Source organism: Selenomonas sp. oral taxon 478 (genome assembly GCF_001189555.1).
GTDB classification, from domain to species: domain Bacteria; phylum Bacillota; class Negativicutes; order Selenomonadales; family Selenomonadaceae; genus Centipeda; species Centipeda felix.
This window is the reverse complement of record NZ_CP012071.1, coordinates 2,054,968-2,068,405: the sequence shown is the minus strand read 5'-3', so window position 1 is coordinate 2,068,405 and position 13,438 is coordinate 2,054,968. Positions and strand designations below refer to the sequence as shown.

The following is a 13,438-nucleotide window of genomic DNA, read 5'->3' as shown; positions in this document are numbered from 1 at the left end:
GCCTCACTTTTTTACGAGTTCATCCTTCATCCGTGCAATATGTGCCATGATCTCCTCGGAGAAGGCATCCAGCTCCTCCTTGCTCTTGCGATCGCCGTGAAACATGATCGGTGCGCCGTACATGATCCGTAGCTGTGGAATCAGTCCGCCATTGGAAAAAATACGATGGGAATTGAGGATGGCAACGGGCACGATCGGAGCCCCAGTCATGGCGGCGATGAGCGCGACGCCTGCTTCCGCCTTTTGGAGTTCTCCAGTTTTGCTGCGTGTCCCCTCGGGGAATAGTCCAAGAATGCGTCCTTCCTTTAGGACATTAACTGCCGCCTTGATCGCGCCGCGGTCAGATGCGCCACGTTTCACGGGAAAGGCATGGCAGCGGCGAATCGCCGCACCGAAGATGGGGTTCTCAAAGAGTTCGATCTTTGCCATGTAGCTGACGGGACGATCGATGAGACTTGCCATCAGCGGCGGGTCAATATTGCTTGCATGGTTGGCGGCGAGAATCACGGCTCCCTCTGCTGGGATGTTCTCGCGGCCATAGACACGCGTGCGAAAGATAATGTAGAAAATCAGCCGAAAGAGATGCTGCAAAAATCCATAAAACATATATGCGCCTGCCTATTCTGCGAGTTCCATAATCCGCGCGGCAACTTCGTCGATGGAGAGTGTTGTCGAGTCAAGCAAAACGGCATCATCTGCCTGACGCAGCGGCGAGATGACACGCTCACTGTCCTGCTTGTCACGTGCGGCGATCTCCTGTTTCAGCTCGTCAAAATCCACTGCATAGCCCTTTTCCTTCATCTCATCATAACGGCGGCGTGCCCGCTCCTCCACAGATGCCGTGAGAAATACCTTCACATCAGCATGGGGGAGCACGTTCGTCCCAATATCACGCCCATCCATCACGACGGCACCATCTGCTGCCATCGCACGTTGGAGCTCGACCATCTTTTCCCGTACCGGGCCGAGGGCAGCGACGCGCGAGACGATGTGTGTGACCTCAGGCGTTCGGATCTCATGCGTCACATCCGTTCCATCGACGGTGACGCGTGTCCCGCTCTCTGTGCAGGCGAGCCGTACATCGATGTCATGGACAGCCTGCAGGATGTCCGCATCGGTCGCTTCCTTCGATTGCTGCAGTGTTTTCCATGCCACACCGCGATACATCGCGCCCGTGTCAATGTAGGTATAGCCGAGCTTTTCTGCCACAATTTTGGCAACGGTGCTTTTCCCGGCGCCTGCCGGTCCATCAATTGCTATAACACGTTTCATACGAAATCCTCCTCATTCACAGCCGATCGATCTCGGAAAAAAATGTCGGATAGGAAATATTCACGCTTTCGGAGTTCTCAATGAGAACTCCCTCCCCTGCTGCACCAAGCACAGCGAGCGACATTGCCATGCGATGATCGTCATAGCTCTTGACCTGCGCCCGCCGTATCTCGGATTTTCCGTGAATCACGAGGCCGTCCTCGCGCTCCTCGATGCTTTCGGGAGATAACTTCTGCAGCTCCGTCGCGATGGCATGGAGGCGGTCGGTCTCCTTGACGCGGAGTTCACCCGCTCCTGTAATGATTGTATCGCCCTCGGCAAATAGTGCAGCGACGGCGAGTACAGGAATCTCATCGATCAGCCGCGGCATAATCTCTGCGCCAAAAGAAACGCCGTGCAGGGGCGCTGCCTCAACAAGGAGATCAGCAACGCGTTCCCCGCCGCTCTCACGCTCATTCTGCACGGTGATATGCGCCCCCATATCTCTCAGCACATCCAGTATCCCCGTACGTGTGGGGTTGATTCCGACGTTATTCAGGCGCAGACGGCTGCCTGCGATGATCGTCCCAGCGACAAGGAAGTACGCCGCCGAACTGATGTCCCCCGGCACCGTGATCTCGCTCGGCGCATGGAAGCTGTCCTCCTCCACGGGAAAGACGGTAACGCTCGTTCCACAGCGCTCAAGATGGACACCGAACCCCGTGAGCATCTGCTCGGTATGGTCGCGTGAGATGTACGGCTCCGTGACAGTGGTTGGTGCATCCGCATAAAGTCCCGCAAGCAGAATGGCGGACTTTACCTGTGCACTCGCAACAGGGCTGTCATAATGGATGCCGTGCATCTTCTTCTCTGCCGGAACAATGGTAAGCGGGAGGTTATGGTTCTCGTTCCGTCCATAAATTCGTGCGCCCATCGTTGAGAGCGGGCGGAGTACACGGCCCATCGGGCGGCGCGTCAACGAAGCATCGCCGCTGAACACGGAAAGAAAGGGCTGCGGGGAAAGGAGGCCCATCATCAGGCGCAGCGTCGTCCCCGAGTTGCCTGCATCGAGCACGGTCAATGGCTCAGAGAGACCATGCAGTCCCCTGCCCGTAACAATGAGTTCCTTTTCGTTCAGAAATTCAACATTGACGCCGAGTGCCCGCATCACGCCGACGGTCGAGAGACAATCCGCCGCATGGAGAAAATTTTTGATGTGCACCGGCGTATTCCCGAGTCCTGCAAACATCACGCTGCGATGCGAGATCGACTTATCCCCCGGAATATCAATCGTCCCCTGCCATCCGTGTGCTGCGGCAGTGACTGTCTTGACATCAGCCATTATTTAACCACCTTCCATCAATACACTGTGAGTTCCAGCAGCATGTCCCATCGAAAATGCTGCCTGAAGATTATATCCACCCGTATACGCATCCACATCAACCAATTCTCCGGAAAAATAAAGTCCATGCACCAGCTTTGATGCCATGGTGCGCGGGTTGATCTCACGTGTTGCAACGCCCCCTGCGGTCACGATCGCCTCGGAAAGAGGTCGCGTCCCCACGATGGTCAGCGGAAGTTCCTGCAGTGTTCGAACGAGACATTCACGCTGCTTCGAAGATATATGGCCAACGATGCTGTCGGGAGAAAGCTGCGCTGCGCTCAGTACGATGTCAATCAGACGTTTTGGCAGGAGATCCATCATCCCGTTGTGAAGGTGCTTCTGCTCATATTTCGCAAAATCCCGATCCAGTCGGTCACGTAATTTCTCGTGGGTCAGCGCAGGTTTCAGGTTCAGATGAAGCGACAGTTCCTGTACGCCCTCTGCAAGCAGTTCAGACGCACGGCGGCTCAGCTGGAGGATAATCGGTCCCGTGACACCAAAATGAGTGAAAAGCATTTCGCCAAAGAAATGCTGCTCCTTTTTGCCGTTATGGCAGAGTGACGCACGCACATTGCGCAGAGACAGGCCCTGCACATCCTTCACCCATGCCTCCCGTGTTACAAGCGGGACAAGTGCGGGAAAGATTGGTGTAACCGTGTGGCCTACTGCACGTGCGAGCGCATAACCATCTCCTGTGGATCCCGTCGCAGGATAGGATGCACCACCAGTGGCAAGAATCACGGCGTCTGCCGCAAGACATGAGCCATCCGAGAGACAGACGCCGTGCACAGAACCATCTTCAAGGATGAGTTTGCGCACTGCTGTATTTGTACGAACCTCTGCACCGCAGTCACGCAGATGATGCAGCATCGCATCGACGACATCGACGGCGTGATCACTCTGCGGGAAAACGCGATTGCCGCGTTCCGTTTTGAGCGGCACACCCAGTTTCTCAAAGAAGTTGATAACATCGGAATTATCAAAAGCACGAATGCAGCTGTTGAGGAATCGTCCATTCCCTACCACATTTTTGATAATTTCCGGGACATCATCTGCGCTTGTCACGTTGCAGCGGCCTTTTCCCGTGATCATCATCTTGCGGCCGACGCGCGGCATCTTTTCGAGCAGCGTTACGTTCCCACCGTTTTCCGCCGCCGCTGCCGCCGCCATCATCCCCGCTGGTCCTGCGCCTACGACGAGAACCTTCCTCACTATGTATCCCTCCCGCTATTTTTTGCAGTTCATGTATCTCGTCCAAAGTCAGATGACGAAATGCTCCGCAGGGCAGCCCATCCAGCGTCAGCATAGCAAAGCGGACGCGTCGGAGTCTTTGCACACGGCAGCCGACGGCGGCAAACATGCGCCGCACCTGTCGGTTTCGCCCCTCATGAATAATCGTCTCGACGAGCGTGCGTCCTCCCTCCCGGCGCAGAATGCTTAGCTGCGCAGGAGCTGTTTTCCCATCATCCAGAAGAATCCCCTGTCGAAGATTCGAGAGCTTGTCCTCGGTGACGGTTCCTGTTACCACCGCATGGTATACCTTGTCGATCTCAAAGCGCGGATGAAGGAGCCCCTGTGTCATAGCACCATCGTTTGTAATAATCAGAAGTCCCTCGGTATCCGCATCGAGTCGCCCGACAGGATAGAGACGTACAGGAAAATGCGGCAGGAGATCCAGTACTGTTCTGCGTCCCCGATCATCGTGTGCCGTCGAGAGACAGCCGCGTGGTTTATGGAGAAGAATATACAGCTTCTCCTCACTCCCCTGAACAGGTGTACCATCGACGGCGATCTCATGGAACGATGGATCATACTTGCTGCCAAGCATCGTGACGGGCACGCCGTCCACCGTAACGCGGCCATCTCGTATCAATGCCTCTGCTGCACGGCGGGAAGCTACCCCGGCATGGCTGAGAATTTTCTGCAATCGTTCTTCCATACTGTCTCTACCGCACTCTCACGGCCTGTGCCCCCATCAATGTAATGAGTTCTTCACGGATTTCGCGCGACCCGTCGATCCAATACGAGGGCGCCAGCTGACGCCAGTTTCCATCGCTCTTTACATAGACGGGATGCGTGCCTGTATACTTCGTAAACAATTCTTTCATCCTCGTCCATAGGACACGCCGGTCTGCATCGGGCGGCGGAACAAGATAGAACGATGTGCTGTATTCGTGCATCGGCCAGATCTCATCCGCCAGCACTTTCGGGTCCTCTCCCGACATGTCGACATGCCCCTGCACTACGAGAACACAATCTGGTTCAAGATCGGACACGTGAGCGTAGAACACGCGCGGAAATACTGTGAGCTCGATATGTCCGCTGTAATCCTCCATCTCAGCAAAAAGCATTGTATCGCCCTTTTTTGTCGTGTAGCGTTTCGTATTGGTCAATATGCCCCCGATACGAACAAGTTGACGATCTTTACACTGTCCCGTTAAAATATCTGAAATTGGCAGGAGACAGGAAAGGGTATCACGGTAGTCATCGAGCGGATGTCCAGTGATGTAGAATCCCGTAGCCTCTTTCTCCCACATCAGACGTTCGCGCGGCGTACTTGGGGGGACTTCTACAGCATTCTGAACTTGATGAATGGACTCCATCGTATCCTGCCCAAACAGCCCCATCTGTCCGCTGATACGATCCCGCTGGGTTCGCGCAGCATCCTGCATCGCAGAGTCCAGCGAAGAGAGCAATTGATTCCGTTCGGTGCCAAGGCTGTCAAAGGCACCGCATTTAATCAGGCTCTCTATCGCACGCTTATTCAAAATGCGTATATCAACGCGTGCACAAAAATCTATCAACGAACAAAAATTCCCATTTGCTGAGCGTACCTGTTCCATGCTTTCGATCGCTGTCTCTCCAACGTTGCGCACTGCCGCGAGTCCGAATCGTATGGCACCGCTTTCAATACTGAATCCCGCTGTGCTTGCATTGATGTCCGGCGGCAGAATTTTGATGTTCATCTGACGGCATAGCTGAATATAGACGGGAATTTTATCCGTTTTATCCATGATGCTCGTTAATACCCCTGCCATGAACTCCACAGGATAGTGTGCCTTGAGATACGCCGTCTGCCATGCCAAGAGACCATACGCGGCACTGTGGGATTTGTTAAATCCATAATCAGCAAAATGTGTCAGGAGATCGAAGATATGATTGGCGAGTGCCGTTTCTATTCCATTTTTTTCGCATCCCTGGAGGAAAATCTCCTTCTGCGCCATCAAAAGCTCATGTTTCTTTTTCCCCATGGCACGTCGTAGGAGATCCGCCTGTCCAAGGGTAAAGCCCGCCAGAACCTGGACGATCTGCATGACCTGCTCCTGGTAGAGGACGACGCCAAATGTCTCCTTGAGAATCGGCTCGAGAAGCGGATGCAGATAAACGACCTCTTTTTTTCCATGCAGGCCATCGATAAAATCGGTCACCATACCACTCCCCAGAGGCCCTGGACGATAGAGGGCAACCGTCGGAATGAGGTCGACAAACCCTTTGGGCTGAAGATCCTTGACGAGATTTGTCATGCCTGCCGATTCCATCTGGAAGACAGCACCTGTATCTCCAGCACATAGCATTTGTGATGTCTTCTCATCAACGAGAGGGATCTTGTCCACATCCAGCTCAATACCGTGCGACTGTCGTATATTCTTCACGGCATCGTCGATGATGGTGAGTGTGCGCAGTCCCAGAAAATCCATTTTGAGAAGGCCTAGTGCCTCCACGTCATCCTTGTCATATTCTGTGACCAGCGTACCGTCAGAGACCCACACGGGCACTTGACTCGTCAACGGCGACTTTGCAATCACAACGCCGGCAGCGTGAATCGAGGTGTTGCGCGGCAACCCCTCGATCTTACGTGCGAGATCAATGACGCGATGCGCCTCTTCATCCTCCTCATACCGCTTGCGAAAGTCGGCAGACTCCTCAAGCGCGCGGTCTAGCGTGATATTCAGCTCGGTGGGGACGAGTTTAGTAATGGTTGACACTTCGCCAAACGGCATCTCCAGCACACGAGCGACATCGCGAATTGCACCTTTTGCCCCCATTGTTCCAAAGGTAGCAATTTGAGCGACATGATCCTCTCCATAGCGTTCTTTGACATACGAAATAACGCGACCACGATTGATATCGTCGAAGTCGATATCAATATCTGGCATCGACACGCGTTCTGGGTTGAGAAACCGCTCAAAAAGAAGTGCATACTGTAATGGATCAATATTTGTAATGCCAAGTAAGTAGGCAACGATACTTCCTGCCGCAGAGCCACGTCCCGGCCCGACCGCGACGCCATGCCCGCGCGCATAGTTGATGAAGTCCCACACAATGAGAAAGTAACTGGCGTATCCCATCTTATGAATGACACCGAGTTCGTAGTCCAGACGTTGATGCACCTCGTCTCCTGCCGTAGGATACCGTGCAGGCAGACGCTCTAGGCAAAGTGCACGGAGATAGGCGTCATCTGTTGTATATCCATCGGGGAGCGGATAGAACGGCAGCTGCAGTTCCCCGAAGGTAAAGTCAACATGACAACGCGCCGCGATTTTTGCCGTATTCTCTATCGCACCTGGATAGTCGGTGAAGAGACCGGACATCTCTTCCTCGGATTTCAGATAATAGTCAGGGCCCGAAAAACGCATTCGATCGGGATCGTTGAGTGTGCGCCCCGTCTGCACGCAAAGAAGAATATCATGAAATTCACTGTCTTCTGCATGGACATAGTGCACATCATTGGTTGCAGTTAGCCCGATATCATATTTTTTTGCAAGATCCCGGAGTGCACGATTGACGGTCATTTCCTCTGGGAGTCCATGATTCTGAACCTCTAAGAAAAAATTATCCTTGCCAAAGATATCCCGATACTCGCGGACAAGCTGATCAGCAAGTTCCATATCTCCACGCAGGATGGCCTGTGGTATCTCGCCTGCCACACAGGCGGACAGGGCGATTAGCCCGTCATGAAAGCGATGGAGCAGCTCCTTGTCAATACGGGGCTTATAATAATATCCCTCGATGTTGGCGAGGGATATTAGCTGAACCAGATTACGGTAACCACACTCATTTTCGGCAAGCAGAATCAAATGATAATATCGTGTCCCATTCACCTCTGCACGTTCCTGCCGCTGACGTGGAGCGAGATAGACCTCACATCCAATGATCGGATGAATCCCCTGAGCCTTTGCCTCTTTATAGAAGGCGACTGCACCGTACATAACACCGTGATCGGTCATGGCGACTGCATCCATGCCGAGCTCTTTGGTTCGTCGCACAAGATCTTTGATGCGGCTCGCACCATCCAGCAGACTATACTCTGTATGTACGTGCAGATGCGCAAAGGCCATTGATGTCTTTCCCTCCTTAGGTCTGTTCACTGCCATTACGGATACGGGCATGCAGAAATGTATCCCATATCTCTCGATAGGCCGTTTCCAACCCATGCATATATTCCTGCGCATTCATGAGAGGAGCTTGCTTCATATTCGCACGCAGCCCTGCATGGTAGCCCGCGATCAGCTTGGGTGACTCTGCGAGCTGAACGGCACGACGAACATAGTTGATGTCGTTCTCTGCAATCAACTCACGTACGCCCGCATTGGTCAGAATGGACGCACCAAAGCGGGCACCATGCGTACGTCCACGCATGGAAATCACAGGGACACCCATATAAAGCGCCTCACACGTCGTCAATCCGCCATTATAGGGGGCTGTATCCAGTGCAATATCGATATCACGGTACTGCTCCAAATAATCGGGACTGAAAGGACGAAATTCGATGCGGTCAAGATCGAAGTTTAGTAAAGCAAGTCGTTTTTTGGCAAACTGCAGCCCCGCATCAATGCTTGCAATCTTCCCCTTGATGATGAGCCGTGAATTATTGACGGTCTCCAAGATGCCGCGCCATAAGAGCAGCATCTCATCCGTCACTTTGGCAAAATTATTAAAACTGCCAAATGTAACATATCCATTTTTACGCACCGGAGCCTCATATCCAGCCTCGGGCATCGCACGAATTACGTCCGGCATATAGCAGAGATGGGAATGCGGCAGACGGAGAATTTGCTCGGTAAAGCCCTTCTCTGCAAGCGTATCCCCCTTTGGGATACATACTTCGTCGGAGAGAAAATAGTCTACCGTATGAAGCCCCGTCGTATTGGTGTAACCGATTCCAGACACCTGAACCGGTGCCGGACGGTACGCCATAATCGGAAGTGCATTGTCCTGTGAGTGTCCCGACAGATCGACCAGAATATCAATTTTATCCTCTGCAATGAGCCGTGCTGCTGTCCGTGGCGGGCGCCCGCGCAAGTCGCGCCACGTCACACGACGCGTGCGGAATCGCTCGGTCACTGCATCACTCCTGCCGAGCGCATAGCAGAATACCATGAAATGTTCGCCGTCAAAATGACGGAGCAATGGCGGGATAAAATAGGAAACAGCATGCTCCCGAAAGTCTGGAGATATATAGCCGATGCGCAGCTTTCGCTGAGATGAGCGCGCAATATGTGCATGTGTATATGGTGTCACATGGAGCAGCTCTTCGTAGTGCTCTGCCTTCTGTCGCCCCTCTTGCGCTCCGAGTTGACGATAGTTTCGCATGAAGAGATACTTGCTGTAAAGCTCCGCTGCAACGGAATCATCATCAGCAAGACGGCTCGACATGAGTAATTCATGTGCCGCTCCTTTTGCTTCGCCGACGAGATAGAGGGCATCGGCAAGCCAGCCGCGGGCACGTCTTAGGATCTGATGGTAGATCGTGTAGGATAGATCCTCTGCACCAAGCAGTTTCTCCTTATAGGACAATTCTTCAATAAGATCTGCTAAAAGAGCAATCTCATCATCTAGGCGAAAATCGAGTGCGGCAAGTCCTGCTTTCACCATACGGGCACGAGGATGACGCGGCTGAACGCTAAGAACCTGATCAGCAAGTGTCTCCGCCTCGTCTGTACGGCCGCTGTAGAGTGCCACCTCAGCATTTACAGCGGCAGCATCGACATCGCCAGCTTTCAGACGCTCGACCTCCTGTGCGCACGCACGCATCCCCTTTAGATCGCCATCGGAGGAAAATTTTGTTGCAAGACGCAGCCAGTTCAGCTTCTCCTCGGCAGCATGTTCCTCCAGCGGCACCTGTTCCTGCATCTTCATCCCCCTTTTTCCCTTTGACTCAGATCTCTGGCTGCAGTTCTTTCCCGTACTCCTGTAAAAAGATTTTCTGATCGTGCTTATATTCCGGTGCAAGCGGCTTTTCCTGCGGACAGTGGATGCACCAAAAATCTTCCTCCTGATTTGGGACAACACACCTGAACCCGTGACGTCGCATCTCCATGCACATCGATGTATCATAGAAATGCCAGCCCGTGAAGAGATCCTCCCGCCAACGAATGCCATACTGTATCGCCATAAAGAGTCCGTCTGCCGCCTCAACGTCAATGTATGGTCCATCTGGCTCCATACAACGTGAGTCAATGACGCTCTCTGTTTCACAGTGATGAAGAACACGCCCATAGGTGCGAAGTCCATCCCACCAAACACCTGACTGCGGCAGGCTTCGGCATCCGATTACACCGACCAGTCCGATCGTCTCATCACGAAAAATAGAGAGCAGATCAGCAATCACATTCTTATTGACCACAAGGACATCCTGGTGCAGATACACCATATAGCGCGCATTGGTTGCACGCGCCCCCTCGTTGTACCCTGCACACATGGATTGCGCACCGCGCACGGGGATATATTCGACAGTTATCCCTGCGGGAACGGAGAGTGCCTTGAGATAGAGAAGGCATTCGCGGTACATATCTTCATCATTGACACAGGTGATAAAGGCTATTTTATGTTCATCCACGCACATGATCGGCTTACTCTTCATGCGTACATTCTCTCTGCAAACTCAGATACAGCTCCTGCTGAACAGGGTCGATACTCTCTGCCGCACTCTCATGCAGCAGTTGCTGGATATATACATCATGCCCTTGTGAGCATGCAAAAAGGGCACGATAGAATCGCTCGGTGTGCACCACCGTCTCATGAATCAATGCCGCAAGATAGGCAGGAAAAATATTCAGCCGTGTTACTTCATCCCACAGCGAGCGCGTAGACTCTACTCGTACAACATCATACTCAATGCGATGAAGGAGGCGTACGATATGCCTACGTTGTTCGGACGTATACATCGACTTGATCAGGGAGAGCTCCGGCATCGACCGATCTGCACGGATCATGTAGAACTCTGCCTCCAGATCGTCGTCATGATTCTCGAATCCGGCTGTTACGAGCCGGTCGATCATACCGGGCGGCGCTTTCCTTTGCTGTGGCTGACAGAGCACACTCTTATAAAAGGAAGCATACAGCAGTTTCTCAAACTCTGCACGCGCATAAAGACGCGAAACAATGGAATAATAGTGCCCGTCCATCAAATTTTGCAGGACAGACCAATGACGTATATTGCGAAAACTCGTCAGGAGCGCCCCTGTATCTTTTAGGAACAGGGAAAACCCTGCCGCGATATCCTGCGGATTATCCACATTTTCCAACGCCAGATCGGAGATAATATAGTCAAAATATTTTCGTTCATACGGCAGAGGAGTTGTGACATAATCCAGTTCCTGCCAATGAACACCTGTGGGAATGTCTGCCGGATCGCATTCAGCGGCAAGTGCATGAAGCTCCGACTTAGGAAACATTTTTTGCAGCTGCGGCAAATATTCCAGGCTCTCAACGACAAGTACACGCAGCAGAGCAGCATCAGGTACAAGAAAGGAAAGGAGCTCTGATCGAATCTTTTCAGCCAAACAATGTCCTCCCCCGCTTTGCCGTTATGTATATATCGAAATCATTATAACACAGTCTGCAAAGAAGTTGTATCCATATTACTCATCAAACGCAGTACCGTCAAGCAGCGGCAAAACAAAGACAACCGGCGTCTCATATGGATGGATCTTCCGAATCGCACGCATCGTCTCATCAATTCGCCCTTCTTCAACACGTACCTCGACCTTTAGTTCCTCCGCCTCGGTAATCTCGCCCACTTCTCCCTCATAAGGATCTGCTCCTGCAAGAGTTCGCCATGTCCCCATCACAGGACTATAGGCAAGGCAGGAGTCATAGTTCCCGATATGTCCGGCATCCACCACCTGCAGTGCCTTTTGGAGTGCAGGAAGATGTGTTCGCGGAATAAATATTTCCATCTTTACATACTTCATGGGCGCAAACTCCTATTATTTCTTCGTATCAAGAAGTCACTCGAGGCTCAGTCCGACATCACTGCGCAGCTGTATCGCCTCAGCAATATGAGATGCTCCGATGATCGGTTTTCCATCAAGATCGGCAATCGTCCTCGCCACCTTAATGATGCGGTCATGCGAACGTGCCGACAGCTGAATGCGGTGAAATGCTGCTTCCAGCAGATGCTCTGCATCCTTCTCCATCGTACAGTACTTCTTTATCATGCTGTGATTCATCTGTGCGTTACAAAAGAGCCCGTGACGTTCTAGGCGCTCCCGCTCGATCGTACGTGCTCGTACTACGCGGGCACGTATCGCTGCAGATGACTCAGCCCGCTGCGTCGCATGCAAATCCGCATAATCCACACGCGATACACGAATATGAAGATCAATACGGTCTAATAATGGTCCTGACAGCTTGCGTGTATAACGTTTGATCTCCCCCGCAGAACATTCACAGGTATGATCTTTGTCGCCAAAAAATCCGCAGGGGCACGGATTCATTGCCGCTACCAAAATGATACTAGAAGGAAACGTCAATGTTGCGTTCGCACGCGACACGGTAATCTGGCGATCCTCAATCGGCTCTCGCAACACCTCAAGCGTCTTCTTGCTGAACTCCGGCAGCTCATCCAGAAAGAGCACGCCGTGATGCGCAAGTGTCACCTCGCCCGGACGCGGGATGCTCCCCCCGCCGATCATCGCCACCGTCGAGGAGGTATGGTGCGGACTGCGGAAGGGACGCGTGGTCACAAGCCCTGTATCCTTGCCGAGCAGCCCTGAGATGCTGTAAATCTTCGTGATCTCGATGGCTTCTTCCTTCGTCAGCTCCGGCAGGATCGAAGGCATCCGACGTGCCAGCATCGTCTTGCCAGAGCCGGGTACGCCGACCATCAGAACATTATGCCCTCCCGCCGCTGCAATCTCAAGCGCACGCTTCGCCTGATACTGTCCCTGCACATCTGCAAAATCATCGGTAAAGGTATTGTCTTTTGCGTCTTTGATTGGTTTTGGCGCAGAAGGAGTCAACTTCTCCGTGCCCGTCAGATGACGCACAAGCTGGGCCAGATTCTCGACCGCATAGACCTTCAGTCCGTCAATCAGGAGTGCCTCGTCTGCATTGGACGGTGCAACGTAGAAGTCCGTAAGTCCCCGCTCCCGCGCCGTAATTGCCATCGGGAGAATGCCGCTAATCGGACGGCAGTTTCCATCGAGGGAGAGTTCCGCTGAGAAGAGTGCACTCTGCACCGCTGTCTCGGGAACCATACCGTAGGATGCAAGCAGACCAACCGCAATCGGCAGATCAAGCCCGGAGCTGTCCTTTCGCACATCGGCGGGCGCAAGATTCACCGTCACCCGCTCCTGCCGCAGCTGGATGCCCGAGTTGCGAATCGCAGTGCGTACCCGCTCCTTTGACTCCTTCACCGACGTATCGGGAAGCCCGACCAGCTCAAAGCCTGGCAGCCCGGGCGACACATCCACTTCAACGTCGATAATCCGTCCGTCAATCCCGAGGGTCGTCGCACCATAAGTCTTTGCAAACAACGGCCTTCCCTCCTATGTTTCAAATATAAGAAAATTATAA

At 52.9% G+C, this 13,438-nt stretch carries 10 protein-coding genes and 1 pseudogene; all 11 read right to left on the bottom strand.

Going from position 1 to position 13,438, the window contains the following annotated elements:
- Window positions 1–3: 3 nt before the first annotated feature.
- Complete coding sequence (locus ADJ74_RS09570) at window positions 4–606, bottom strand: 1-acyl-sn-glycerol-3-phosphate acyltransferase (protein WP_050343812.1); 603 nt, start codon at window positions 604–606, stop codon at window positions 4–6.
- A 12-nt stretch (window positions 607–618) separates the two neighbouring features.
- Window positions 619–1,272, bottom strand: coding sequence for a (d)CMP kinase (cmk, locus tag ADJ74_RS09565; RefSeq protein ID WP_050343810.1), 654 nt, complete (start codon window positions 1,270–1,272; stop codon window positions 619–621).
- Window positions 1,273–1,288: 16 nt separating this feature from the next.
- Entirely contained in the window at window positions 1,289–2,593 is a 1,305-nt protein-coding gene (gene aroA, locus ADJ74_RS09560; RefSeq protein WP_050343808.1) for a 3-phosphoshikimate 1-carboxyvinyltransferase, read from the bottom strand.
- Window positions 2,594–2,596: 3 nt separating this feature from the next.
- The gene (locus ADJ74_RS09555) at window positions 2,597–3,808 is read right to left on the bottom strand and encodes an NAD(P)/FAD-dependent oxidoreductase (protein WP_371257538.1); all 1,212 of its coding nucleotides are present in this window, start codon (window positions 3,806–3,808) and stop codon (window positions 2,597–2,599) included.
- A 97-nt stretch (window positions 3,809–3,905) separates the two neighbouring features.
- Window positions 3,906–4,574: pseudogene (locus tag ADJ74_RS11105) on the bottom strand (pseudouridine synthase); the annotation flags it as partial.
- Window positions 4,575–4,581: 7 nt separating this feature from the next.
- Window positions 4,582–7,974, bottom strand: coding sequence for a DNA polymerase III subunit alpha (locus ADJ74_RS09540; RefSeq protein WP_050343800.1), 3,393 nt, complete (start codon window positions 7,972–7,974; stop codon window positions 4,582–4,584).
- Window positions 7,975–7,990: 16 nt separating this feature from the next.
- Window positions 7,991–9,769 carry a hypothetical protein gene (locus ADJ74_RS09535; RefSeq protein WP_050344274.1) on the bottom strand — a complete coding sequence of 593 codons (1,779 nt, stop codon included), beginning with the start codon at window positions 9,767–9,769 and terminating at the stop codon, window positions 7,991–7,993.
- A 25-nt stretch (window positions 9,770–9,794) separates the two neighbouring features.
- Complete coding sequence (locus ADJ74_RS09530; protein WP_050343799.1) at window positions 9,795–10,499, bottom strand: glycosyltransferase family protein; 705 nt, start codon at window positions 10,497–10,499, stop codon at window positions 9,795–9,797.
- The gene (locus tag ADJ74_RS09525) at window positions 10,489–11,421 is read right to left on the bottom strand and encodes a hypothetical protein (RefSeq protein ID WP_050343797.1); all 933 of its coding nucleotides are present in this window, start codon (window positions 11,419–11,421) and stop codon (window positions 10,489–10,491) included. Before ADJ74_RS09525 ends, ADJ74_RS09530 begins: the two co-directional genes overlap by 11 nt.
- A 78-nt stretch (window positions 11,422–11,499) precedes the next feature.
- The gene (gene cutA / locus ADJ74_RS09520; protein WP_050343794.1) at window positions 11,500–11,832 is read right to left on the bottom strand and encodes a divalent cation tolerance protein CutA; all 333 of its coding nucleotides are present in this window, start codon (window positions 11,830–11,832) and stop codon (window positions 11,500–11,502) included.
- A 36-nt stretch (window positions 11,833–11,868) separates the two neighbouring features.
- Complete coding sequence (locus ADJ74_RS09515; protein WP_050343792.1) at window positions 11,869–13,398, bottom strand: YifB family Mg chelatase-like AAA ATPase; 1,530 nt, start codon at window positions 13,396–13,398, stop codon at window positions 11,869–11,871.
- Between the last annotated feature and the right edge of the window lie 40 nt (window positions 13,399–13,438).